Origin of the sequence: Brevundimonas mediterranea (assembly GCF_014196125.1) — a bacterium.
Classification (GTDB): domain Bacteria; phylum Pseudomonadota; class Alphaproteobacteria; order Caulobacterales; family Caulobacteraceae; genus Brevundimonas; species Brevundimonas mediterranea.
In genome coordinates, this window is the sequence record NZ_JACIDA010000001.1 from 1,217,331 (window position 1) to 1,240,822 (window position 23,492).

At 65.9% G+C, this 23,492-nt stretch carries 19 protein-coding genes; 13 read left to right on the forward strand and 6 right to left on the reverse strand.

Annotation, left to right across the window (positions count from 1 at the left end; all coding sequences use genetic code 11):
- Nucleotides 1-88: 88 nt before the first annotated feature.
- Complete coding sequence (locus tag GGR11_RS06095; protein WP_183195843.1) at nucleotides 89-1,054, reverse strand: flagellin; 966 nt, start codon at nucleotides 1,052-1,054, stop codon at nucleotides 89-91.
- Complete coding sequence (flgK, locus tag GGR11_RS06100; protein ID WP_183195844.1) at nucleotides 1,051-3,168, reverse strand: flagellar hook-associated protein FlgK; 2,118 nt, start codon at nucleotides 3,166-3,168, stop codon at nucleotides 1,051-1,053. The genes GGR11_RS06095 and flgK overlap by 4 nt, the downstream gene beginning before the upstream one ends.
- Nucleotides 3,169-3,573: 405 nt before the next feature.
- Here flgK and GGR11_RS16750 point away from each other — a divergent pair, with 405 nt between their 5' ends.
- The 5 genes from GGR11_RS16750 to mnmA all read left to right on the forward strand — a co-directional run bounded on the left by GGR11_RS16750 (nucleotide 3,574) and on the right by mnmA (nucleotide 9,881).
- A complete protein-coding gene (locus GGR11_RS16750; RefSeq protein WP_246331575.1) occupies nucleotides 3,574-5,568 on the forward strand; it encodes a flagellar hook-length control protein FliK in 1,995 nt (664 codons plus the stop codon).
- 4 nt (nucleotides 5,569-5,572) lie between these two features.
- Complete coding sequence (locus GGR11_RS06110; RefSeq protein ID WP_183195845.1) at nucleotides 5,573-6,289, forward strand: flagellar hook assembly protein FlgD; 717 nt, start codon at nucleotides 5,573-5,575, stop codon at nucleotides 6,287-6,289.
- A gap of 46 nt (nucleotides 6,290-6,335) precedes the next feature.
- Nucleotides 6,336-8,120, forward strand: coding sequence for a flagellar hook protein FlgE (gene flgE / locus GGR11_RS06115; RefSeq protein WP_183195846.1), 1,785 nt, complete (start codon nucleotides 6,336-6,338; stop codon nucleotides 8,118-8,120).
- 172 nt (nucleotides 8,121-8,292) lie between these two features.
- Nucleotides 8,293-8,577, forward strand: a complete 285-nt coding sequence (gene sciP / locus GGR11_RS06120) for a CtrA inhibitor SciP (protein ID WP_026108337.1) — start codon at nucleotides 8,293-8,295, stop codon at nucleotides 8,575-8,577.
- Between the two features lie 92 nt (nucleotides 8,578-8,669).
- Nucleotides 8,670-9,881: a tRNA 2-thiouridine(34) synthase MnmA gene (mnmA, locus tag GGR11_RS06125; protein WP_183195847.1), complete on the forward strand. Its 1,212-nt coding sequence runs from the start codon at nucleotides 8,670-8,672 to the stop codon at nucleotides 9,879-9,881.
- A gap of 3 nt (nucleotides 9,882-9,884) precedes the next feature.
- On the opposite strand, the gene GGR11_RS06130 is transcribed toward mnmA, so the two are convergent.
- The gene (locus GGR11_RS06130) at nucleotides 9,885-10,649 is read right to left on the reverse strand and encodes a TonB family protein (RefSeq protein ID WP_183195848.1); all 765 of its coding nucleotides are present in this window, start codon (nucleotides 10,647-10,649) and stop codon (nucleotides 9,885-9,887) included.
- Nucleotides 10,650-10,756: 107 nt separating this feature from the next.
- Here GGR11_RS06130 and GGR11_RS06135 point away from each other — a divergent pair, with 107 nt between their 5' ends.
- The 5 genes from GGR11_RS06135 to GGR11_RS06155 all read left to right on the forward strand — a co-directional run bounded on the left by GGR11_RS06135 (nucleotide 10,757) and on the right by GGR11_RS06155 (nucleotide 18,800).
- On the forward strand, nucleotides 10,757-13,258 hold the full coding sequence (locus tag GGR11_RS06135) for a TonB-dependent receptor (protein ID WP_183195849.1): 2,502 nt from the start codon (nucleotides 10,757-10,759) through the stop codon (nucleotides 13,256-13,258).
- Complete coding sequence (locus GGR11_RS06140; protein ID WP_183195850.1) at nucleotides 13,255-14,355, forward strand: cytochrome-c peroxidase; 1,101 nt, start codon at nucleotides 13,255-13,257, stop codon at nucleotides 14,353-14,355. The genes GGR11_RS06135 and GGR11_RS06140 overlap by 4 nt, the downstream gene beginning before the upstream one ends.
- A gap of 204 nt (nucleotides 14,356-14,559) precedes the next feature.
- Entirely contained in the window at nucleotides 14,560-16,881 is a 2,322-nt protein-coding gene (locus GGR11_RS06145) for a TonB-dependent receptor (RefSeq protein ID WP_183195851.1), read from the forward strand.
- A 168-nt stretch (nucleotides 16,882-17,049) separates the two neighbouring features.
- Nucleotides 17,050-17,739 carry a response regulator gene (locus GGR11_RS06150; RefSeq protein ID WP_183195852.1) on the forward strand — a complete coding sequence of 230 codons (690 nt, stop codon included), beginning with the start codon at nucleotides 17,050-17,052 and terminating at the stop codon, nucleotides 17,737-17,739.
- Entirely contained in the window at nucleotides 17,739-18,800 is a 1,062-nt protein-coding gene (locus tag GGR11_RS06155) for an ATP-binding protein (RefSeq protein WP_183195853.1), read from the forward strand. Before GGR11_RS06150 ends, GGR11_RS06155 begins: the two co-directional genes overlap by 1 nt.
- Nucleotides 18,801-18,807: 7 nt before the next feature.
- Here the strand turns inward: GGR11_RS06155 and GGR11_RS06160 are convergent, their stop codons facing one another.
- Nucleotides 18,808-19,161, reverse strand: a complete 354-nt coding sequence (locus GGR11_RS06160) for a VOC family protein (RefSeq protein WP_183195854.1) — start codon at nucleotides 19,159-19,161, stop codon at nucleotides 18,808-18,810.
- 56 nt (nucleotides 19,162-19,217) lie between these two features.
- The gene (locus GGR11_RS06165) at nucleotides 19,218-19,919 is read right to left on the reverse strand and encodes an HTH domain-containing protein (RefSeq protein WP_183195855.1); all 702 of its coding nucleotides are present in this window, start codon (nucleotides 19,917-19,919) and stop codon (nucleotides 19,218-19,220) included.
- Between the two features lie 146 nt (nucleotides 19,920-20,065).
- Between GGR11_RS06165 and GGR11_RS06170 the strand changes: the two genes are divergently transcribed.
- The gene (locus GGR11_RS06170; RefSeq protein ID WP_183195856.1) at nucleotides 20,066-21,568 is read left to right on the forward strand and encodes a CehA/McbA family metallohydrolase domain-containing protein; all 1,503 of its coding nucleotides are present in this window, start codon (nucleotides 20,066-20,068) and stop codon (nucleotides 21,566-21,568) included.
- Nucleotides 21,569-21,584: 16 nt separating this feature from the next.
- On the opposite strand, the gene GGR11_RS06175 is transcribed toward GGR11_RS06170, so the two are convergent.
- Complete coding sequence (locus tag GGR11_RS06175; protein WP_183195857.1) at nucleotides 21,585-22,493, reverse strand: MBL fold metallo-hydrolase; 909 nt, start codon at nucleotides 22,491-22,493, stop codon at nucleotides 21,585-21,587.
- 117 nt (nucleotides 22,494-22,610) lie between these two features.
- Between GGR11_RS06175 and GGR11_RS06180 the strand changes: the two genes are divergently transcribed.
- Both GGR11_RS06180 and GGR11_RS06185 read left to right on the forward strand, forming a co-directional pair.
- Nucleotides 22,611-23,213: a DUF2975 domain-containing protein gene (locus tag GGR11_RS06180; protein ID WP_183195858.1), complete on the forward strand. Its 603-nt coding sequence runs from the start codon at nucleotides 22,611-22,613 to the stop codon at nucleotides 23,211-23,213.
- Entirely contained in the window at nucleotides 23,213-23,485 is a 273-nt protein-coding gene (locus tag GGR11_RS06185; RefSeq protein ID WP_183195859.1) for a helix-turn-helix domain-containing protein, read from the forward strand. Before GGR11_RS06180 ends, GGR11_RS06185 begins: the two co-directional genes overlap by 1 nt.
- Nucleotides 23,486-23,492 lie beyond the last annotated feature (7 nt).

Here is a 23,492-nt window from a genome sequence, read left to right on the forward strand (position 1 = left end):
TTCCAATCCGGCCCACAGTCCAGCGGAGCCGTATATTTAGTTATGCAGAATGGCGACGCCTCGGGAATCAGGGAGGCTGGAGCTCAGACTATCGCAGCAGATCCAGCAGCGACGTGCTGCGCAGCGAATTGATCACCTGCGCCGAGGCCTGGATCGCCACCTGCGCCATCTGCAGGTCGGTCACGGCCTGGGCCGGGTCATAGCCGGTCTTGTCCTGCATCATCTTGTCGAGCGCGATCTTCTGGGACCCGTGCGCGTCGAGGGCGGATTCGACGTGGTTCTGCACCAGACCATTCTTGGCGTTCTGGTTGGTCACGCCCTGATTGGCCTTGTCGAGTTGGGTCATCTGGGCGTTCAGGAAGGCCGTGACGCCCGCCCCCGGCTGGCCCGTCAGGGTGCCGACGCCCGTGGGCGTATAGGTCACGCCGTCGATGGTGACCGGCGTGCCGTTCTGATAGGCCTGCATGTTGCGGAACACCTCGGTCAGGGGTCCGCCGATTTCGTTCGCGAGGAAGCCGGTCTCGACCATGGTGTTCTCGTCGATGCGCGACTTCTGCTTCAGGCTGTCGTTCGCAAAGGTCGAGGCGGTCGAGGGGGCGGCGGCCAGATCGGCCATGGTCTTGGCCGTCGCCGGCGCGACGTCGCCACGCCCGCCGGAGAACAGATAGGAGCCCTGATGCTCGGCGTTCAAGCCGCCCTGGACGTTCTGATAGTGCAGACCCAGTTCAGTCATCAGATTGGTGATGCTGCCGGCGGCCAGCCCATTGGCGATGGCCTCGCGGGCGCCCGTGCCGGCTTCGTAGATCCGGCCCATGGCCAGGTCCTGGGCGCTCAGTCTCGCGGCCGCGCTCTCGCCGGCGCCGATGAACCCTTCCAGCCGGGCCTGGGTCGAGGTCAGACTGGTCAGCTGTTCCGCGCCCCGGCCATAGCTGGCCATGTCGGTCGCGATCTTTTCGCTGCTGATCCGCTCCTGCGCTAGTTCGGCGCGGCTCTGGGCCGTCATCAGATTCAAGAGGGCGGACTGATAGTTTCCGGCGGTGGCGACACGCGTCATTTCAGCATCCCGATCAGGGTGTCGTACATGTCCTTGCTCGCCTGGATTAGGCGGGCAGAGGCGTTATAGGCTTGCTGGAAGGTGGTCATATTGACCAGTTCCTCGTCCATGTTGACGCCTTCGGCCGAGGCGCGACGACTGTCGGCCTCCTTCGACAGGGCCGTCGCCGTCTCGCTGCGCGTCTTGGCCGCCGAGGCCTTGCCCCCAATGTCGCCGGCGAAGTCCGCCGCATAGGACGACAGGGTCTTGGTTCCGCCGCTGTTGCCGCCGGCGGAGGCGAAGTTGACGTTCTTCTTGCCCGCGTCCGCCAGCAGAAGTCCGCCGCGACCGTCGTTCTTGCTCAAGGCCGGCGTTCCGGCGGCCGCCGACAGGTTCAACTGAGCCAGCGCCAGCTTGCCCGGGTCCTGCTGGATGTCGCTGCGGACGCTATAGGCCCCCGCCCGCGTCGCGCCCGTACCGCCCAGACCGAACAGCTGCGACATGGACACGCCGGACGTATCCTGGGTCGTGCCGTCCTTGACCACGCTCATGGTCGTGGCGCTGGCGTCATAGGCCTTGAAACTCAATGCGCCAGAGGCGTCCAGACTGAAGGCGCCGAACCGCCCTACGCCCGCGACCGGATCGTTCAGCGCGGACAGAAGCTCGCCCATGGTTCCGGTGCCGGCAGGGACCGCCACCGTGACGTCCCGCAGTCTCGCGCCGGACTCGCTGCCGATGCGGAACGTCAGACTCTCGCCCGCATCGAAGCCGTGCTGCGACGTCAGGCTCAAACCGGTCTCATAGAAGCTCGGCGTCTTGGTGCTGACCAGGTCGTTCAGCCCGAACCAGTGCGAGAAGCCTCGACCGCCCTTGCTGCTCGGCGTCGTCGCATCGTCGGCGATGGCGATTCCGTTTCCGGCCTGGCCCTCGATCCGCAACTGTCCATTGGAGAAGCCGACCGTCGCCGTCACCCCCAATTGGGCGTTGACCGTCGCCAGGAAGGTCGTCGGATCGGCGGCCACCCCGTTGACCGTCATGGTCGCGCCGGAGAAGATGATCTCGGCCGAACCCTGGATCACGCCTGCGCTGTTCACCGTCGTGATCGTGGTCTTGCCGGTAAAGCCGGTCAGGGCGTTCGTCAGCGACTGGCCGGTGTTTCGTCCGCTCAGACTGGTCGGCGCGGGCACGGCGCTGTTGGCGTTATGGGCGCGGTTCAGTTCGTCGGCCATCTTGGCCGTCAGTTCACCCAGACGGGCGGCGGCGGCCGGGGCGTCGATATCGCGCAGTTCGACCAGCCCACGGATCTCGCCCGACGACACCCCGTCCAGAAGCGGCCAGCGCGTGCCGTTAGGTTCGGTGATCATGATGTCGGAGAAGGCCGTCGTCGCGTCCACCGTCCCCGCCGCCTTGTAGGACAGGGTCGCATTCCCTTCGCCGACCAGGGTCGTACCCGTCCCGGTCCGCAAGGTCACGCCCCCATTGGCCCGGGCCTCCACCTTGACGTCCATATATTTGGACAGTTGGTCGATCAGCGTCTGTTGGGCGTTCTGTGCGCCCGTCACGTCCTGGTTGATGACCGTTCCGGCGGCGATCGTCTTGTTGAGCTTGGCGATCTGTTCCAGCAGCGGATTGATCGTCTCGACCGCGTTCTGAAGCCGCCCGTCCGCTTCCTGGCGCGCTGTCTGGATCTGGGCGGCGATGCCTGCGGCCTCATTGAACAAGGCCTGGGTCTTGTAGATCGTGTCCTGGCGCGCGGCTGAAGAGGTGGGGCTTTCGCCCAAGGTCGCATAGCTGGCGAACAGCTTGTCTATATCCGCGAAGAAACCGCCGTCGCCGCTGGGATCGCCGAACCGGGTCTGAATCTGGTCGTACAGTTCATACCGCACGGTCTCGCGCGCAGCGTCCGCATTGGCGCTCATCCCGGCAGCCTGCAGGAACCGATCGGTCGCCAGACGAACCCGCGCGATATCGACGCCGGCGCCATAACCCTGGGTGACGGCCGCCGTCTGATCGACGGTCTTGCGCACATAGCCCGGCGTATGGACGTTGGCGATATTGTCCGATGTAACGCGCAACTGGGCCTGGGCCGTCTGGAGGCCCGAGGTCGCGATATTCATGATCGACGTCAGCGACATGGATCTGTTCCTCTCGCCCCACCCGGCAAGCCCTGCCCTGCCATGCGCAGATCTTGCCCGGCCATGCGCCGCCGCCGCTCAGTCAGAGCGTTGTTTTTAAACGACATCGCGGATCGCGCAGTCTTCATGGTCCGCGAGGTGCGCAAGCGTCGGGCCAATATGTCCGTCGCGACATGACGGAGGCCTGAGGACGTCGATCTCGATCCAGACATGACGCATTCTAAGCCGGGCAAAAAAGAGCGAACGCACGGCAAGAAAGGCCCACGTTTGATGGCCAGCCTTTGGTCAATGCCTATTTTTCTCTTTTAAATCAACGAGCATGCAACTGGCCCGCCCCTTGCGACAGGCTGTTGGAAGAACCAGGCGCAGCAGGCGCCGCCCACCCCTGAAGGTCGCCTGCCTCTCATGCCGTCCGCATTCGCCATGTTCGCCTCCGCGCCGCCGGCCTCCGCCGGATCGGCCGCTGCTGCGCCGGGCGTCACGGACAGCGAGACGGCCGGCCTGTTCTCCTCGAACCTGGCCGACGCCATCCAAGGCGTGAAAACAGACGCCGCAAAGGCCGAAGCTGCACATCGCGCGCCGGGCCGCCTCTCGCTCCCGGTGATCTCCAGTCCGGATCTGGAAGCGGCCGAGACGTCCGACGCCCCTGCCGCCCTGGCGGAAGCGATCGATGCCGCACCTGACGCCTTGATCGCCGTCGAGGCGCCGGTCTCGGACGCCGAAGCGGAACAGACGGACACGCCCGTCGCGCCTTCCGATCTCGCGGCCGCGCCTCAACCTCCTCTCCCGCAGCCGGCTCCTTTGGCCGCCCCCGTTGTCGCGCCGACCACCGCGTCCGGACCGTCGCCCGAAACAGCGGCCGCTGACAGCGCAAGCGTGGGCCCGACGACAGCAGCCCTTGACCTGACGCGCCTTGAACAGCGCGCCGCGACAGGCGCGACCGTCGAAACCCCCGATATCTCCACACAGCAGAGCGCGACCGCCGCAACCGAAATCGGGAAGGTATTGGTCGAGGCGACGCCAGCTCCATCGCCGACCCCGGACGCCCCCGGGCAGCCCCCGATCATCGGCTCGGCAGAGACCTCACCACGCGAACAGAGCCTGGCCCAGAATCACGAAACGGCTGCGGCTGCGCCCGTCGCCCCTGATGTCAACCAGACACTCGCCGCTCTGGCCGCGCAGCAAGTCCCCGCCGCCGCGTCATCTCCCCCCGTCGCCAAAGACGACGCGACGACGCAGACGCCTTTGCCGGATTCTGGGATGACGGGACAGTCTTCGGCTGACGTCAAGAACGCCGCACCCTTGGCCCCCGCCTCCGACAAATCGGCCGTGGCGGCCGCTGACTCTATCGCGAAGCCGGCGGAACAGACGACGGCGAAGCCGGTCTCGGAACCCGTTCAATCCGCCGGCGCCAGCGCAACTTCCCCCAAAATCGAGACCGCCGCGCCGAAGATGGACGTGAAGGTCTTGATCCAATCGGCCAACCTCGCGGCGCAGCCCGTCCAGACGGTCGCTGTAATCTCGAGCCTGGCGGTCGCCGAAGCGATTCAGGCCATAGACGCCAAAGTCGAAGTCCCGACTGAACCGTCTGACGCAGAGCCCGCGCCGGTCATCGCGACATCGCAACCGACTGGAAGCGCACCCGCCAAGGCGACGACGCCCGTGACGAACGCCGCCCAACCCCACCCGGCCTCGACCAAGACCGCGCCCGCCGAGGCGAGCCCAGGTCAGAACGTGGCGCAACCCGCGCTCGGCGACCACATCGTCATGGCGAACGCAACGCCGCCCCCGGCCCAAAACGCCGCCTCGACCGAAGCCGCGCCGAGCGGGGCCGTTCCGGTCCTTGATGCGGCCATGACGTCGCCTGACCCGGCCACGCCCGTCGATGGCGCCACGGAAGCCCGCGCGCTCGATGCGGCGACGACCACGACTCCGACGACCAGCGCCTCGTCCCTGTCGCGCGCCACCATCGAGACGACCGCCCATCTCGCCGCCCAGATCGCCCGCAAGCTTGAGGGACGCTCCACCCGCTTCGACATGGTGCTGACGCCGGAGGATCTGGGACGGGTGGACGTGAGCCTGGAGATCGGCGCCGATGGCCGGCTCGCCGCACGCCTGGCCTTCGACAATCCGGCCGCCGCCGCCGAGTTGCGCGGCCGCGCCGACGAACTGCGTCGCCAGCTTCAGGACGCCGGTTTCCAGCTCGCCGGCGACTCGCTCGACTTCACCCAACGCGACACCTCGTCCGGCGGCGGTTTCGACCGCCAGCAGCAGCAGCGCCAGAGCCTGTTCGCAGGCGGCGCGCGCCTGACCGCCCAGGCCGATCTTTCCATCACGCCTCCTCAAGGCGCCTGGACCAACCATTCCCAGACGCGTGACCGCGTCGATGTGAGGGTCTGACCCCATGGCCACCGCCGTTTCTTCCGTCGACGCCTCCGGCCGCCTGAACAGCGGCACGACGATGCTGGCCTCGAACTTCGAGACCTTCCTGACTCTGCTGACCACGCAGATGAAGAATCAGGATCCGTTGTCGCCGCTCGATTCCAACGAGTTCACCGCCCAACTGACCCAGATGGCCGGTGTGGAGCAGCAACTGCTGACCAACGACCTGCTGACCAGCCTGGTCGCGGCTCAATCGGGTAATCTGAACAACGCCGCCGCCTATATCGGCAAGGAAGTGACGGCGGCCTGGTCGGCCACGACACTGAAGGACGGCAAGGCGGCTTGGAACTACGAACTTGCGTCTGACGCCTCCGCCGTCACGCTGAAGGTCCTGGACAGCAAGGGCAAGGTCGTCTGGGAAGGTCCGGCGCCCGACAAGTCCGAAGGACTTCACTCCTTCACCTGGGACGGCAAGACGACCGGCGGCGAAGTCCTGACGGAAGGCGTCTATACGCTGAAGGTCTCGGCCATGGACTCCAAGAACGCCAACGTCGCCAGCCAGGCTCTGACCAAGGGCCGTGTCAAGGGCGTCGAAATGTATAATGGCGCACCGTACCTGGTGGTCGGCGAGACCATACTTCCCCTCTCGACCGTGATCTCGCTGAACGAGATCGCCGACAAATCGAGCAACGACGATACGGAGAATCCGGACGTCCCGACCGAGGAGGCGGCCGCATGATGCGCTCCGCCGCCTTCCCGATGAATTCCATTCAAGGAGCGTCTTCATGAGCTTGAACAGCGCAATGCTGGCCGGCGTGTCCGGCCTGGCCGCCAACTCCGCCGCCCTGGCGGCGATCTCGCAGAACATCGCCAACGTCAACACCGTCGGCTACAAACGCTCGCAGGGCGAATTCCAGACCCTGGTCAACAGCCAGACCCGCGCCGGCGGTTCCTATTCAGCGGGCGGCGTGATGGCCAACACCCGGGCCTTCGTTAGCCAGGAAGGCCAGCTCCAGCGCACGACCTCCAGCACGGATCTCGCCGTCAGTGGACAGGGCTTTTTCGTCACCACGACCCAGGCCGAAAACGTCGGCGCCACGGACACCCGCTTGTTCACCCGCGCAGGCGCCTTCCGCGTCGATAATCTGGGCTATCTGAAGAACAGCGCCGGTCTGTACTTGCAGGGTTGGCCGGTGGATTCCAACGGGGAGATCGCGACCGACCCGTCCGACCTGTCGCGTCTTCGCTCGGTGAATATCGGCTCGGTCGGCGGCACGGCCGAGCCGACCACCCGCGTCCAGATCAACGCCAACCTGCGCTCAACCCAGGCCGTGTCCAGCCCCGCTGGTCCCAACAGCTACAACGGGGTCGAAGACGCCGCTGTTCCGCCGGTCAAGCACGACATCACCGTCGGCTACAAGCGAACCGGGGCCAATACGTTTGAAGTCACTTTGAAGTCGGGCATCACCAAGATCGTCGGCACGGCCACCTATGACGCGACCGGCGCCCTGACTGGCTTCGTTCCCAACGCCGCTTCCAGCGCCAACGGATCGGCGGCGGCGAACGCCACCACCCTGACCATCACCCCGACCAGCGGCACGCCGGCCGTCAACGGCACCCCCTATGCGATCGACTTCGCGGAAATCGGCATGGCGACGAACGGGGTCGCCCAGACGAAATACGATCCCTCCGTCAACTCGATGGCGATGTATAACGCCGACGACGACACGCCGGTGGGCGTCAAGCCGGACTTCAAGATGAACATCCCGGTGTCCGACTCCAAGGGCGGCCAGCGCAATCTGGAGATCCGCTTCCTGAAAAGCGCCGAACCGAACCAGTGGTATGCTGAAATCGTCTCGGCCCCGGCCGGTGACGTCGTGACCGGCGCCCCCTACTCGAACGGCCAGATCAAGACCGGCCTGATCGCCTTCACACCCTCGGGCCGCCTTGATGTCGAGACCATGCAGAGCTGGCCGGCCGGCAAGGGACTGTTCGACGACCCGACCCAGGCGACCCTCTCCTTCCTCGAGTCAGACCCTAACAACACGATCGATCCCGCCGACCCGTCGGACAACGGCAAGGTCAAATGGGCCGACGGCCTGGGCATCGCCGCCCAGACGGTGATGCTGGACCTCAACACCTCCGCCGGCGGGCTCAGCCAGCTGAACACCGCGTCCGTGGTGCAGTCGACCGTCACCAACGGCACGGCCTTCGGCAATCTGAGCGAGATCACCATTGATGAAAGCGGCTTCGTCACCGCGATCTTCGACAACGGCGTCATGCGCCGCATCGCCCAGGTCGCCATCGCCACCTTCCCGAGCCCCGACAGCCTGAAAGAGGTCTCCGGCAACGCCTATGCGGTCAGCCTGGAGAGCGGCACCTTCAACCTGAAGGCGGCCGGAACCGGCGGCGCCGGCACGATCGCAGCCCAGCAGCTGGAATCCTCCACCGTCGATCTGTCGGCCGAATTCACCGGCCTGATCACCACCCAGCGGGCCTATTCCGCCTCGTCAAAGATCATCACCACGGCGGACGAAATGCTCGCCGAACTGATCAACATCAAACGCTGATCGGCGAGTAAGTAAGCGTTAGTCTCAATGAATCGTCGTTCAAGCAAGGTTTACAAAATGGTTTGGGGAGGGACGGGTTTTATCAGTTCCTTCACCACGACCCTTAAACCGACCTTAGCGGGGGTGGCCTACATTCATGACACTACGGTGTTGGTGAAAGAGGCATAAGCCCATGTTGCAAGAGCGACGCCTGAATAGCAAAGGCGAACAATACGTGGTCGGACCGACTGGCACGCCCCTGACCCTGAACGATCTGCCGCCGTCCAATACGGATCGGTGGGTGATCCGCCGCAAGGCCGAGGTCGTCGCCGCCGTTCGCGGCGGTCTGCTCAGCCTGGACGACGCCCTGGCTAAGTACCGCCTGACGGCGGAAGAATTCCTCGCCTGGCAGAAGGCCATCGACAAATGGGGCATGCAGGGTCTGCGCACGACGCGGATCCAGAGCTACCGCTCCTAAAGGTTCCCCCCGAAGACGAGGAGGGCCGCATCCGGCGACGGATGCGGCCCTTTTCGTTGACCGGCCTCGAAATCGCGCCGGTTCCGCACTAAATGGCGGCCATGACCCTGGTCGAAGACATCTGCCCCGTTCCCGACATTCGCCGCACCGACATGGATGCGGCGGTCGAGAGCGCGCGGGCGGCGGTCGGTCTGCCGCTGGGTTCGCGCATTGTCGCGGCCATGTCGGGCGGGGTGGACTCCACCGTCGTCGCCGCCCTGCTGCACAGGGCGGGCTATGACGTCGTCGGCGTGACCCTGCAGCTCTACGACCACGGCGCGGCGCTGAAGAAGAAGGGCGCCTGCTGCGCGGGTCAGGACATTCACGACGCCCGCCTCGCCGCCGAGATGATCGGCATCCCCCACTATGTCCTGGACTACGAAAGCCGCTTCAAGGACGCGGTGATCGACCAGTTCGCCGACTCCTATCTGAAGGGCCAGACCCCGGTCCCCTGCATCCGCTGCAATCAGACGGTCAAGTTCCGCGACCTGCTGGACGTCGCCCGCGACCTGGGGGCCGAGGCCATGGCGACGGGCCACTACGTCCGCCGCCATGGCCTCGGCAATCGCTCGCAGATGCGCAAGGCGATCGACCACTCGCGCGACCAGTCCTATTTCCTGTTCGCCACCACGCCGGACCAGCTCGACTATCTGCGCTTCCCCCTCGCTGATCTGGAAAAGCCCCAGGTGCGCGGCGTCGCCGCCGAACTGGGGCTGAAGATCGCCGCCAAGCCGGACAGCCAGGACATCTGTTTCGTCCCCTCGGGTGACTATCGCACCCTGATCGACCGGCTACGTCCGCAAGGGCGCGAGGCCGGCGAGATCGTGCACATGGACGGTCGGGTGCTGGGAACCCACGCCGGCATCACCGACTACACCATCGGCCAGCGCCGGGGCCTGAACGTCGCCGTGGGCGAGCCCCTGTTCGTCGTCAAGCTGGAGCCCGAAACCCGCCGCGTCATCGTCGGCCCGCGCGAAGCCCTGCTGACCGCCAGCCTGACGCTGGAAGAGACCAACTGGCTGGGCGACGAAGCCACGATCCTTGAGGCCGCAGAAGCCGGCCTCCCCGTCCTGGCCCGCGTCCGCTCCACGCGCCAGCCCTCGCCCGCCCGCCTGGCCCTGGTCGACGGCGACGTCCGTATCGTCTTCGACGAGGGCGAGGAAGGCGTCGCCCCCGGCCAGGCCTGCGCCCTGTACGACCCGGCCGACCCCGACCGCGTCCTGGGCGGCGGCTTCATCCGCGACACGACGGCGGTCGCGGTCTGAGCCTCAACGGGCGTCGCGCCCGCCCTCGCGCGGGCGATAATCCAGCCGCACGCGGAACTCCCGCGTCCGCCAGGTCGTGCCGGCAGGGGGCCGGGGAAACGGCTCTGCGGCCCTGATCTGGCTCAGGGTCGCGGCGTCCAGCGCCGCTCGGCCGCTGCTCGACAAGATGCGTTCGTTGCTGACACGCCCCCGGCGATCCAGGGTGAAGGCCGCCGTCACCAGGCCCGTGACGCCCCCGGGGTGCCGCTTGTGCGTCTCCACCCAGCGCAGAACCTGGGCGTAGTAGTCGTCGACCTGGGCGCCCCCGTTGGCGCCGGACGTCGCCGCCGCGCCGCCGCCGGTCAGGCCCCGCCGCAGGTCCTGCGCCCCATCGGGTCCCGGCTCAGCTTCCGATCCGCCCTCCGCCTGAAACGAGGCCAGCGGCTCCGAAACGGCGGACGTCAGGGCTATGGGCGTCGTCTGAAGTGTTGGAAACCGGGTCTGCGACGGTCTGGGCGCCGGTCGGACGGGCGCGGTCTGGACCTCGGGTTCATGCGCCGCCTTTGGATGGTCGCCTCCTTTGGAGGCCGCCGCCTCTGTCGATCCATCGACACTGTCGAAGGCCGCGCGCGGCGACAGCGTCAGTTCGATCACCGGCGCGCCGCCCTGATCGGGCGTCGGCGGGTGAACAGACCCGACCGCCAGCATCGCCAACAGACCCAATTGGACGGCCGCAACGACCACCCCGGTCGCTGCCTTGGCGAGCGAAGAAACATACTCAGACGGCATGAGGGGCGCATAAAACCGGATTGCTGCGAACGCAACTGATAATGAGTTGCAATTCAATTTGGCCAGGCGTACCCCGCCTCCCCTCAGTGGGTTTGGGGATCATCACCATGCGTATCGCACTCGTTTCATCCGCCGGCGCAGCGGCTTTGCTGCTTGCGGGCGCTGCACAGGCTCAGGCGCCGGACCAGACGCAGAGCCGGACAGACCAGTCCGACGCCGCCATCCCTACCGTCGTCGTCACGGACGAATCCCGCGCCTCCACCGCCTACAACTACGGCGCCCCGATCAACTCGGGCGAGACCACCTTCGGCGCTGACTCGGTCCGCGACCGCGCCCCCGGCTCCGGCGACGGCAACCAGTTGCTGAAGCTGGCTCCGACGGTGCAGTTCAGCATGAGCGAGGGCATGGCGGACAATGAAAGCCTACAGGACATACGCCCCGCCCAGATTTCCATTTCGGGCGCCAGCGGCCTGGACAACCTCTATATATTGGACGGTGTCGGCGTGACGTCCCAACTCGACACCTTCAGCGGCGACCCTGACCACTATGACGAGGTCGGGGCCGCCAGCGCCCAGGCCATCTGGGTCGATTCCAGCTTGATCGGCGAGATCACCCTACTCGACTCCAACGTCTCAGCCGAATACGGCGGCTTCCTTGGCGGCGTTCTGGATGTGAAGACCCGTGCGCCCTCCTCTGCGTTCGGCTTTACTGCCTACTACGGGGCGACCGAGACCGACATGGCCAGCTATCGCATCCCCGACAACGCGCGGGAGCGGTTGGCGGGCGCCTACCCGGACAAACCTCAATACGAGAAGAGCCGCTACGGTTTCACCATCGACCTGCCCGTCGCCGAGCGGTTTAACCTCTTGGCCGGCTATAGCTATTCGGACTCAACAGTCACCTACTACCGCAACGCCACTTACGGCGGCAGCGCCTTCGGCCAGATAAGCAAGAGCGAACAGTATCTGCTGAAAGGCGAATACGACCTTGCCGACCACCTCAAGCTGGACGGCCAGATAACCTGGAGCCCCTATGAAAGCATGAACGCCAACGCCAACGGCATAGACAATCAGATGTACCAGCATGGCGGCGGCCTGGCATCGAGCCTGAAGCTGGAAGGGTCCCGCGGCGAGGCCGACTGGAGCATCCAGATCAGCTATCTCGACTCCGACAACGACCGTGACGCGCCGACACCCAACTACAGTATTCCATCGTCGGCTTCAGGTTGGTGCTCCTCGACCAACTGCACCCGCGGCAGTTTCGGTGACCTGGAGCAACGTCAACAGAACTACGGACTCAAAACCAGCTGGAGTCAGCCCTTGGCCGGTGGCGACCTGCGTCTTGGCTTCGATTTCACCCAGACCGACGCGGCTCGTAACCGTCCGGAGGACAATCGGGCCTATTCACGCGGCGCGACCGGCTCGGACATCAAGTGCCTATATCCTGAAGAAGCAGCGGCGCTAACCTGCGTGCCTGGCTCGTACGCCCTGACGACATATTTTGTCTATCCTTCCTATTTCAACGAGGTGCAGCTGCAGCGTTATGATTTGTGGGGGGAGTACAGCTTTGACTGGAACGGGTTCGACGTTCGCGCCGGCCTTCGCTACGGCTTTGAATCCTTCCTAGAAAACCACAACTTTGCGCCGCGCCTGTCGGTCGCACGGTTGCTGCCCTGGGCCGGCACGACCCTAACGGTCGGTTTGAATCGCTATTACAGCAACAGCTTCCTCGGCTACGCCCTGCGCGAAAACTCGGTCGCCAACTACACTTACAAGCGCGAAGCCGTGAGAGGCGTCTACGGGAACTGGGTACTTTCGGCCTATTCATCCCCGATCAAATATTCGAATCTTGATCTAAAGACGCCTTATTCAGATGAATTCACCGTAGCGGCCCAAGGTAGAATGCTCGGCGGGCGCTATCGCATCAAAGGCATACTGCGCGAGGCTGAAGACCAAATCACCCGAGTCGAGGTTTCCGAACGCTACACCACCCCGATCGGCACGACCGCGACCCGAAGAACTTCCACCCCGACCAACGACGGTCACTCCAGTTATCGCGGACTTTCTCTGGAATGGACCCGCGACTTCGGACGCCACACGATCAGCGCCAACACCAACATTTCCAAGACCAAGACGTCGGCCATCGACTATTTCACTCAAAGCGATGACACCCTCTATGGGGACGAGATCGTCTACTATAATGGCGAACTTCGTTCCCTGATTGAGGTCGTATCCGAGAACCAGCGCGAGGACTTCGCGTCTCCTCTCGTGATAAACGCGGACTGGGCTGCAACCTGGTTGGGGGATCGCGTCCGGACCAACGTGAATGCCCGTTATCGCGATGAGTTTCAGCGGGTCGAGGATCTCGGCACGACCACAACGGTTGATGGCGCGCGCTACGATACGTGGGGCGTGGTGACCTATGATCCTTCGGTCGATGTCAATCTGTCTATCCAGGCTGAGATCGCCCGTACTCAATACGGTACGACGACCCTCGACCTGCGAGTGAACAATCTGTTCGATACCATCCGGAACAACAACTCGACCTCGACGAGCCAGCCCTATCAGTTGGGTCGCAATCTCTGGGTCTCGTTGAAGTACCAATATTGAAACCCGCCCGCGACATCACCGCTTTCGTCGTCGCCGTCCTCGCGCTCCATCTGGGCGTAGGGGCGGCGGTGTCGCGGGTTCAGACGCCGTCCAGCGACGGCGAACTGCGCCTCGCCTACGCCGGCGCGCCCCAAACCTGGCCCCGCCCGCTCCTGCAAGAGGGCGCGACCTTCGCGGAGTTCGCCCCCCTGCCCCCGGCGCCCGCGCCTGCCGACAATCCGACCACGCCGGAAAAGGCCGCCCTGGGCCAGCGCCTGTTCGACGAACCGAAACTGTCGGCCTCGGGCCAGATCGCCTGCGCTTCCTGCCATGCGCGGGAGCTGGGCTTCGCCGACGGCGTGCGCACCTCCTTCGGTCATGACCGCCAGAGGGGACGGCGCAACGCCCCCTCGGTGGCGACCGCCGCGTGGGCGACCAGCCTGTTCTGGGACGGTCGGGCGAAGACCCTGGAAGAGCAGAGCCTGCACCCCATCGTCGACGCCAGGGAGATGGCCGCCGACCTGCCCGTGGTCACGGCCCGTATCGCCGCCGATCCGTCCTACGCCGCCCCCTTCGCCCAGGCCTTCGGCTCGCCCCAGGTCACGACCGACCGCATCGCCAAGGCCCTGGCCGCCTTCCAACGCACCCTGAAGCCCCGCTCCAGCCCCTACGCCCGCCTCCTGGCCGGCCGGAGCGACGCCCTGAACGATCAACAGCTGCGCGGCCTGCACCTGTTCCGCACCAAGGCCGGCTGCGCCAACTGCCACTCTGGCCCTCTTCTCAGCGACCAGAAGTTCCACAATCTGGGCCTCAGCTTCTACGGCCGCGCCCGCCAGGATCTAGGCCGCTACGAAGTCACCGCCGCCCCCGCCGACGTCGGCGCCTTCCGCACGCCCTCCCTGCTGAACATCAGCCGCACCGGCCCGTGGATGCACAACGGCCTTTTCCCGACGCTGGAGGGCGTGGTCGCCTTCTATGACGTCGGAGGAGCGAGGCCGCGACGGCAACCCGAGCATGCCGACGATCCGCTGTTTCCAACCACAGACGCCCTGCTCATCAAACGCGACCTCAGTGCAGAGGAACGCGCGGACCTCGTCGCTTTCTTGGAGGCGCTTTAGCGAGCATGGTCCTCCGAACCCCTATGAATCCAGGGAATGCACCGTCACGGATCCATTTGTGTAGATTCAATGGAGAATGCCTGCATATATAGCGAATATTGTTCGCATCGCAGTACATCAATAATGCATGTCAGTGTTGCAGATATGTAAACTGCATATCGCATTGGCGCCGTAATCCCCGCATCGACCAAGCAGGGGATATAAATGCACCGTCAAAACAAACTCCGCCTCCAGCTTTTGCTGGGAACGGCTCTACTCGCCGCGCCTTTCTCCGCCCTCGCCCAAACGGCGCCGGCTCCCGTCGACACCACGCCGGCCGGTCTGGACGACATCGTCGTCACCGCGACCAAGCGTGAAACCAATCTGCAGGACACGCCGATCTCGATCTCGGTCCTGAACTCCGAGGCCCTGGAAGACCGCCACGTCCAGAGCCTGATGGATCTGGCCGACGGCGCCGTTCCCGGCCTGCGCGTCGCCACCTTCGAAGCGCGCCAGTCCGCCCTGACCATCGGCATCCGCGGCATCGTGCCGAACGACGCCAACCAACCCGCGCGTGAACAGGGCGTCGGCATCTACGTTGACGGCGTCTATCTGGGTCGCCAGCACGGCCTCGGCGCCGCCCTGCTGGACGTGGAACGCATCGAAGTCCTGAAGGGCCCGCAAGGCACCCTGTTCGGCCGCAACACCGAAGGCGGCGCTCTGTCGCTGGTGACGCGCAAGCCCACCGGCGAGTTCGGCATGCGCGCCGTCGCCGGCGTCGGCAACTACAACTCCTACAACTCCGAACTTCACGTCGACTTCCCGGCCATCGCCGACTTCGCCGTCAAGATGGACGGCGTGATCTCGGCCCAGGGCCCCGTCACCAAGAACATCCTGCCTGGCGAAGAAGGTTTCGGCGCCTATGACCGTCGCGGCCTGCGCGGTCAGGTCCGTTGGACCCCGACCGACAACTTCACCGCCGATCTGGCGGCCGACATCAGCAAGGACAAGAACACTCCGTTCTACAGCCAACTGCTGAACTTCAACCCCAACGGCCTGACAGTCGTCCCCTTCACCTCGACCAGCGTTCCCTCGGGCAGCATCCGCGCCCTGTCGCCGCTCGTCCAGGTCAATGGCGACAGCGTCATGAAGTCGGCCGACATCGGCGTGCCGCAACAATGGAGCGTCGACGACACCAAGGGCGTCGATCTGCACCTGTCCTATCACCCGACAGACAGTCTCGAACTGCGCTCGATCACCGCCTACCGCGAAGTCGATGTCGAACAGTACGACAACATCGCCGGCGCCCACCGCCCGCCCGTCACCGGACCCAACGGCAACTTCAGCCGCTACTCGCTGGCGGGCCTTTGGCAGCACCAGTTCAGCCAAGAGTTCCAGGCTGTCGGTTCGCTGGGCGATCGCATCGACTACGTCGGCGGCCTCTACTACTTCAAGGAAACCGCCTCGGACGACGCCTCGACGCCTTCGACCAACAAGTGGAATGCGGACGGCACCGGCTACACCATCAACGACCCCACCCCGACGATCCGCGGCTCCCGCTCGATCGACCGCGCCAGCCGCGCCGAATCCGAGTCGAAGGCCGTGTACGGTCAGGCGACCTGGACCCCGGCCGTTCTGAACGACGCCCTGCACATCACCGCCGGCGGCCGCTTCACCCAGGACGACAAGTCGGGCGTCCTGTCAGTGGTCAACAATGCGGCGACCAACTTCACGTTCAACGAGAAGAACGAGCGTTTCAACCCGATGGTCACCGTGGCCTATGACGTCAGCAACGACGTCAACGTCTACGCCAAATACGCCACGGGCTACCGCGCCGGCGGCGCCAGCTCGCGCTCGCTGACCTACCGCTCGTTCGGTCCGGAAGACATCAAGTCCTACGAACTGGGCCTGAAGAGCGACTGGCTGAACCACCGTCTGCGCGTCAACGCCGCCGCCTTCTATTCGGAGCGCGAGGACAGCCAGATCGACTTCAGCCTGGTCACTGTGATCGGCGCCTCGACCCGCAACACGCTGGAAACCATCAACGCCCCCGGCACGACCAAGATCAAGGGCGTCGAACTGGAAGGCATGGCGCGCGTCACCGACGCCCTGACCCTGTCGGCCTCCTACGCCTATACGGACGCCGAAGTGCCGCCGACCCGCAACCCGTTCAGCGGCGTGGTCCAGCAGGTGTTCATCGCCTATACGCCTGAAAACGCCTTCAGCGTCGCCGCCGACTATACGGCGCCGATGTTTGGAGCGAACTTCAAGGCGCACGTCGACGGCAACTACGCCGATGCGACCCAGGCGTTTGACCAGTTCGAGCTGAAGAACGACAAGTCCTTCATCGTCAACGGTCGCCTGGCCCTGGCCGACATCACGACCCGTGACGGCGGCCCGCTGCTGGAAGTGGCCCTGTGGTCGCGCAACCTGCTGAATGAAGCCCACGTCTATCGTCGCGACCCGTCCAACCGGGGCGTGATCGGCGACTACGGCAACTTCAACACGCCGCGCACCTTCGGCATCGAGCTTCGCGCCTCCTACTGATCGCTCCCCTTCGGAACGAACCAGAGCCCCCTTCCGCCGCCGGCGGGAGGGGGTTTGTCTTTTTGAGACTATCCAGTCTTTGTGGAGACCGGGTGAAATTTATCCGAAGACGTCGGGTTCCTCTGGACCTCGGGGCCGTCCGGCGCGATGGCGGCGAATGGAGGTGTCATGAGCAGCCTGATTCTGATCGCCGACGACGAAGGCGAAATCGTCGAGATACTTGACGCCTATATGCGGCGCGAAGGTTTCCGCACCGTCGCCGCCTCGGATGGACAGCAGGCGGTCGACCTGCACGCATCGCTGAAGCCCGACCTCGTCCTTCTGGACGTGAGGATGCCGGTGCGTGACGGCTGGGACGTGCTGGGCGAACTGCGCCGTCGCGGCGAGACACCGGTCATCATGGTCACCGCCCTGGACCAGGATCTGGACAAGCTTCAGGCCCTGCGGATCGGCGCCGACGACTATATCATCAAACCGTTCAAGCCGATCGAGGTCGTGGCCCGCGTCCACGCCATTCTGCGCCGCAGCGTCGGCGCGGCGGACGCCAAGGTGCTGCGGGTCGGTCCGCTGGAAGTGCAGTTGGAGAACTATCTGGCGGCGATCTTCACGCCGGACGGCAAGCGCCGGCTGGACCTGACCCTGACCGAGTTCCGCATCCTGGCCCATATGGCGCGCATCCCCCTGCGGGTCTTTACCCGGATCGAGATCATGGAAGCCTGTTTCCCGAACCAGGACGTGCTGGAACGCACGATCGACAGCCACGTCAGCCATCTGCGCCGCAAGCTGGAGAGCGCCGGCGCCGTCGGTTTGCTGACCAATGTGCGCGGTGTCGGCTATCGGCTGGAGCCTGACGCCTGATGCGCGGCGTGGGCGTGGGGCGCAAGATTGCGGTTCGCGTGACTCTGGTCACCCTGACCGGCTTCCTGCTCAGCGCCCTGTGTGCCTTTTTCGTCTACGCCTGGGTGTTCGAGAACCATCCTGACGCCGTCGCCGCGCCGCACCACTGGACGCCGCAGGCCATTGATTATGGCGTGATCGCCGCCGCCGTCCTCCTTGCGGTCGGCGTCTCCGTGCTGGCCGGCGCGCAGTTGGCGCGCCGCATCGTCCTGCCCCTGGCCTCATTGACCGCCGCCGCCCGTCGGATCACGGACGGCGATCTGACCGCCCGCGCCGTGGTCGGCCGTCGCGCCTTGGGCGAGACCGCTCAGTTGGTCACAGACTTCAACCGTATGGCGGAACGGCTGGAAGCCCTGGCCGCCGGCATGATCACCTGGAACGCCAAGATCGCCCACGAACTGCGGACCCCCGTCACCATCCTGAAAGGCCGGCTGGAAGGCGTGGCGGACGGGGTGTTCGAGATCGACGACCGCACCGTGACCAGTTTGCTGCGTCAGGTCGACAGCCTGGCGCGCGTGGTCGAGGATCTTCGGGTCGTCAGCCTGGCCGACAGCGACCACCTGGACCTCGAACTCGAGACCGTCGACCTGGCCGAGGTCGTGGGCGACCTGCGTAACGTGGTCCAACCAGGCCTGACGTCCGCCGGGTTCGAGACGATCTGGCGTCTGGAGCCTGCCGTCATCGACTGTGATCCCACACGCCTGCGGCAGGCGGCTCTGGCCCTGATCGAAAACGCGCGCTGCCACGCCACCCCCGGCCCCCTGTGCATCCGCACCGCCCCGTTCGGCGGCGTCGTGCGGATGTCGGTCGAGGACGGCGGCCCTGGCATAGACGCGGACCGCGCCGCCCAGGTTTTCGAGCCCTTCAAACGCCACACCACCTATGCCTCCGGGTCCGGCCTGGGGCTGGCGGTGGTGCGGGCGGTCGCAGACGCGCATCACGGCCGGGCCTTCCATCGCACCACAGTCGGCGGCGGCTCGCTGTTCACCGTGGAAATCCCCCGCGCGACCGAGCCGAACTGAACGAACCTCAGGCCGAGACGGCGTAGACCCTCAGCCGATGCCCGTCCGGGTCGCGCGCCACGAAGCCGCGCCCGGCTTCCATCTCCGTCGGCGGGATCAGGATGCGCGCGCCCCGGTCCCAGCAGTCGATGTGGGCCTGTTCGACGGCCGCCGGGTCTTCGAGGGGAAACTCCAGCTCACGCCCCACGCCCGCCTCGGCATTAGCCCGCCGCATCAGGCCCAGCGCTCGGCCCGAGCGCATCATGAACAGCGCTCGGTCCGGTCCGGCCATCAACGGTCGGCGCCCCAGCAGCCCGGCGTAGAAGCGGGCGCTGGCTTCGGGATCGGCCACCGCCAGAAGAATGTCGTCGATGTCAGTCATGTTCGCCCTCCGCCCTCTATGAGAACAAACCTAGACCGTACTACTGCCAGTTCCTGTCAGCATGATCCCGCTTCACCCCGTTTTTCCTGCGCCTCGCGCCAGGTCTTCAGCAGGGCCTGACGGCGGGCCGGATAGCGGGCCTCCGTCACCTCGGCCTCGACGATGCGATCGGTGCGGAAACTGCGAAAATCTTGCCGCAGCTCGCACCAGGCCAGCAGCAGCCGCACCCGGTCGAAGAAGACCAGGGCGAAGGGCCAGACCACACGTTCCGACGCCGCCCCCGCCTCGTCGCGATAACAGAGCCTCAGCCGCCGCTCGGTGCGGATCGCCTTCCTCAGCAGGGCGGGATCGACCAGATCGACCGGGAACGGCGCCCCCGGCACGACCAGCAGAGCCGAGGTCTCCATCACCTCTCTCAAATCCGGCGGCGCCACCGCCGCGATCCGCGCCAGCGCCCCCAGGGCCGCCTCGCGCATCCGCGCATCGGCCCGGTCGGCCACCCAGCGCGAGCCCAGCACCAGGGCCTCCACCTCCTCAGGCGTGAACATCAGCGGCGGCAGCAGAAACCCCGGCTTCAGCACATAGCCGACCCCCGGCTCCCCCTCGATCGTCGCCCCCTGGGCCTGCAGGCTGGCGATGTCGCGATACAGGGTGCGAAGACTGACCCCCATCTCCTCCGCCAGCGCACGGCCGCTGACCGGCCGGCGCCGCCGCCGCAGGGCGTTCAGAAGATCGAGCAGGCGTTCGGACCGGGACACGGCGCGATCCTAGCAGACCTGCTGCCAGAAAGCGGCAGCATCCATCCTCCTCAACCCCGTCCTGGACGCCATCTGTCGCACCCGCTTTTCGTCAGTCTGTCATATGGAGCCGTTAGGCGGGGTCGAACCCTGCCGGACCCCGTCGCATGACCCTTCGCCCTCACGCCGCGATGCTGATCGCCCTGACCGTCGTCGCCGCGCCGGCCTTTGCGCACGAGGGGCACGACCACCACCATCCGGCCCGGCTCCAGCCGGTCGCGCCCGCCGCAGGCTCAGCTACGGACGAAGCGCGGACCTGGCTGGCTGGCGACCACCACGTCCACAGCCGCTACAGCGTCGGCTATACGCCAGACCCGACGGACCCCGACGTCCCGCCCACGGCCGTCATCGCCGGCGACGCCGTCTATCCGATCCCACAGAACGCCCGCATGGCCCATCATTTCGGCCTGGCCTGGATGGTCTCGACCGATCACGGCGGCCCCAACCATTCCAAGCTGAACGCCGAACAGGCCTATCCCGAACTGCTGATGGCCCGGCGGGAAATCCCCGACCTGCTGCTCTTCTACGGTATGGAGTTCGACACCCCCGGCGGCGACCATTCCAGCCTGATCCTGCCCCGCACCGAGGCCGAGCGCGACACCCTGCGCGATCTCGAAAGCCGCTTCGCCAAGCGCGAGGCCTGGCCCAACGACCCCGCTCGCGATCAGGAGCCGCGCATGATCGAGGCCCTGCGGGTCATGGACGGTCTCAACGACCGGCCCGTGGTGATCGCCAACCACCCGTCGCGCTCGGCGACGGGCCTGGGCGAATACGGTCAGTACGACCCGGCAGAGCTGCGCGACTGGAACGACACCGCCCCGCGCGTCGCGGTCGGCATGGAGGGCGCGCCGGGCCACCAGGCCGCAACCCTGAACCCCGACGGCTCGATCAAGTCCGACGGCGTGCGCGGCATCTATGGCCGCGCCCCCACCATGGGCGGTTTCGACCAGATGACGGCCCGGCTGGGCGGCTTCTGGGATTCCATGTTGGGCGAGGGCCGCCGCTGGTGGATCACCTCGACCTCCGACTCCCATCGCCACTACAGCGAAGGCGGCGCCGACTTCTGGCCCGGCGAATATTCCAAGACCTATGTCCTGGCCCGCCGCGACCATGCCGATGTGCTGGACGGCCTGCGCGAGGGCCGCATCTTCGTCACCACCGGCGACCTGATCTCCGAACTGGACGTGACGGCGCAATCCGGCGGCCATTCGGCCGGGATCGGCGGCCGCCTCGCGACCCCCGCCGACCAGCCCGTCGTCGTCACCATCCGCCTGCGCGATCCCGCCGGCCCCAACGCCTCGGGCAAGGACAGCGCCGTCGCCCGCCTGGACCTGATCGTCGGCGACGTCACCGGCCCCCGCCCCGACCGCGACGCCGACCACAACCCCTCCACCCGGGTCGAGCGCCGCTTCACCGCCGCCGACTGGACCCGCGACGGCGAGATCATCACCGTCCGCCACAACCTCCCCGCCTCGCCCACGCCCCGCTACATCCGCGTCCGCGGAACCAACGGCGCCGAGCTTGAGCCCACGCCCGACCCCGCCGGCGAAGACCCCTGGAGCGACCTGTGGTTCTACGCCAACCCGGTGTTCATCACGCCGCAGGGGTGAGGGCTTCTCAAAAGTCCTAGTCGGTCTGGTTCGTCCGTGACTGATGCCCCAGGAAGACCTCGACCTGGGGATGAGCGGCGGCGAAGCGGCGCAGACGGTCCGCAGACGCTTCCGCCTCGACCCGGCCCGAGGCCGGCGCCGGCTGGGGCATGGCCTGTTCCCAGCCCAGCCGCGTCGACACCGCGTCGCCGACCACCAGTTTCGGGCCGTCCACCGCATTGATCAGATAGCCGGTTGAGCCGGGTGAATGCCCCGGCAGGCTCAAGGCCCAGACCGACCCGTCGCCGAAAATATCGATGATCCCGGCGAAAGCCCCATCGGGATCGGGCGTGAACGCCCATTCGTGCAACGGCCCCTTCCCCTCCAGCGCAATATCCGCCGGCCGTCCGATCAGGCGGTACGTCCAGCTCCGCTCCTCGGCGTCCCCGCGACCGACATAGACAGGGGTGTCCGCCGACATGTCCAACAGCCCGCCCACATGGTCGAAATGCAGATGGGTCAGGAAGACGGCGCGCGGCGACGCCCGCCTTGGCAGCCATTCGGCCGTAGTCTGCTCGACCCTTATATTCAGATCGCGCAAGGCACGCCGCATCAGCGGATTCAGCCGCGGCTCCAGATCAGCCGAAACGCCGCTGTCGATCAGATATCGACCGAACCGGGGGTGGTCGATGACATAGGCATAGATCACCGCCTCTTCCGTCCCCTTGGGAACGCCGGCGGTACGGGGGTCATCGCGATCGATGAACGCCCCGCGTCCCGCCGTCCATCGCGCGAAGACAACCCGCTCGAAAGTCACGACGCCGCGCTGGGACAGGCTGGCTTCCAGGGCGGAGGCGCGCGAGGGCGCGCCCAGTTCAGAGACGACGACAGGGTGGACCGCCGCCACGGTGGCGCATCCGCCGGACGCAAACAGGAGGACAGGCATGACAAGCCCGATCCATCGTGAAATCCTCGGCGATCCCATGCGGCGTCTCCCATGCTTGCTTAACGTCACATATCGAAATACATAAAAATATATCTGTCAATCAAAGAGACCGTGGTTATGGCCACCATCGTGGAACTCCCGCCCCCGGTTCCGGGCGAGGCCGCCTCCCTGACGAGAATCAGAGGTCTCAGCCGCCCGCTGGAATGGCTGTTCGCCGCCCTCTTCGTCATCGGCGCCGTGATCTTGGCCACGGCTGTCGTCGGCGTTCTGGCCTATGACGGACCGCGACTTCAGGTTCGGCCAGGCGGGATGCAGATAATGCTGGGCCGCGACGTCCCGCCTCTGCCCCCCGGCTGGACCACGGTCGGGGTCCTGCCCTTCACCCGCAAGCTGGCCCTGGCGTGTTCGGCCACCTTGATGATCGGTCCAGCCCTGGCCGTTCTGTGGGAGTTGCGACGACTGTTCGGCCTCTACCACGCGGGAATCGTGCTTGGGGCGGAGAACGCCCGCTGCATCGGCCGGATCGCCCTCTGGCTCCTGGCCTACGCCGTGGCGCCGACGGTGGGACATATCCTGGTCAGCGCCAGCGGCTTTGACGATGACGGCTGGCTCAGGCTCGACAGCGCCAAGGCCCTCTGCCTGGGCCTTGTGCTGCTGGTCATCGCTCGCGTGATGCAGTTGGGCGCCGAGGTCCACGACGACGCTTCGAGGTTTGTCTGATGCCCATCATCCTGCGTCTCGATGTAGTCATGGCCCGGCGCAAGGTGCGCTCCAACGTCCTGGCGCGCGCCATCGGCATTTCGGAAACCAATCTGTCCCTGCTGAAATCGGGCAAGGTGCGGGGGCTGAGGTTCGACACCCTGGAAGCTCTCTGCCGCTATCTGGACTGCGCGCCGGGCGATATTCTCGAATATGCGCCCGATGAGGACGAGAATGAGGATCAGACCCTCGTCCCGACCTCCACGGCCCGTCGGCTATCCAGACTTGGCTAGGCCTGAT

What these genes read in the sequence shown, in the direction of transcription:
- GGR11_RS06095 (WP_183195843.1), bottom strand. Translation starts at nt 1,054, where the DNA reads ATGACGCGTGTCGCCACCGCCGGAAACTATCAGTCCGCCCTCTTGAAT.
- flgK (WP_183195844.1), bottom strand. Translation starts at nt 3,168, where the DNA reads ATGTCGCTGACGTCGATCATGAATATCGCGACCTCGGGCCTCCAGACG.
- GGR11_RS16750 (WP_246331575.1), top strand. Translation starts at nt 3,574, where the DNA reads ATGCCGTCCGCATTCGCCATGTTCGCCTCCGCGCCGCCGGCCTCCGCC.
- GGR11_RS06110 (WP_183195845.1), top strand. Translation starts at nt 5,573, where the DNA reads ATGGCCACCGCCGTTTCTTCCGTCGACGCCTCCGGCCGCCTGAACAGC.
- flgE (WP_183195846.1), top strand. Translation starts at nt 6,336, where the DNA reads ATGAGCTTGAACAGCGCAATGCTGGCCGGCGTGTCCGGCCTGGCCGCC.
- sciP (WP_026108337.1), top strand. Translation starts at nt 8,293, where the DNA reads ATGTTGCAAGAGCGACGCCTGAATAGCAAAGGCGAACAATACGTGGTC.
- mnmA (WP_183195847.1), top strand. Translation starts at nt 8,670, where the DNA reads ATGGCGGCCATGACCCTGGTCGAAGACATCTGCCCCGTTCCCGACATT.
- GGR11_RS06130 (WP_183195848.1), bottom strand. Translation starts at nt 10,649, where the DNA reads ATGCCGTCTGAGTATGTTTCTTCGCTCGCCAAGGCAGCGACCGGGGTG.
- GGR11_RS06135 (WP_183195849.1), top strand. Translation starts at nt 10,757, where the DNA reads ATGCGTATCGCACTCGTTTCATCCGCCGGCGCAGCGGCTTTGCTGCTT.
- GGR11_RS06145 (WP_183195851.1), top strand. Translation starts at nt 14,560, where the DNA reads ATGCACCGTCAAAACAAACTCCGCCTCCAGCTTTTGCTGGGAACGGCT.
- GGR11_RS06150 (WP_183195852.1), top strand. Translation starts at nt 17,050, where the DNA reads ATGAGCAGCCTGATTCTGATCGCCGACGACGAAGGCGAAATCGTCGAG.
- GGR11_RS06155 (WP_183195853.1), top strand. Translation starts at nt 17,739, where the DNA reads ATGCGCGGCGTGGGCGTGGGGCGCAAGATTGCGGTTCGCGTGACTCTG.
- GGR11_RS06160 (WP_183195854.1), bottom strand. Translation starts at nt 19,161, where the DNA reads ATGACTGACATCGACGACATTCTTCTGGCGGTGGCCGATCCCGAAGCC.
- GGR11_RS06170 (WP_183195856.1), top strand. Translation starts at nt 20,066, where the DNA reads ATGACCCTTCGCCCTCACGCCGCGATGCTGATCGCCCTGACCGTCGTC.
- GGR11_RS06175 (WP_183195857.1), bottom strand. Translation starts at nt 22,493, where the DNA reads ATGCCTGTCCTCCTGTTTGCGTCCGGCGGATGCGCCACCGTGGCGGCG.
- GGR11_RS06180 (WP_183195858.1), top strand. Translation starts at nt 22,611, where the DNA reads ATGGCCACCATCGTGGAACTCCCGCCCCCGGTTCCGGGCGAGGCCGCC.
- GGR11_RS06185 (WP_183195859.1), top strand. Translation starts at nt 23,213, where the DNA reads ATGCCCATCATCCTGCGTCTCGATGTAGTCATGGCCCGGCGCAAGGTG.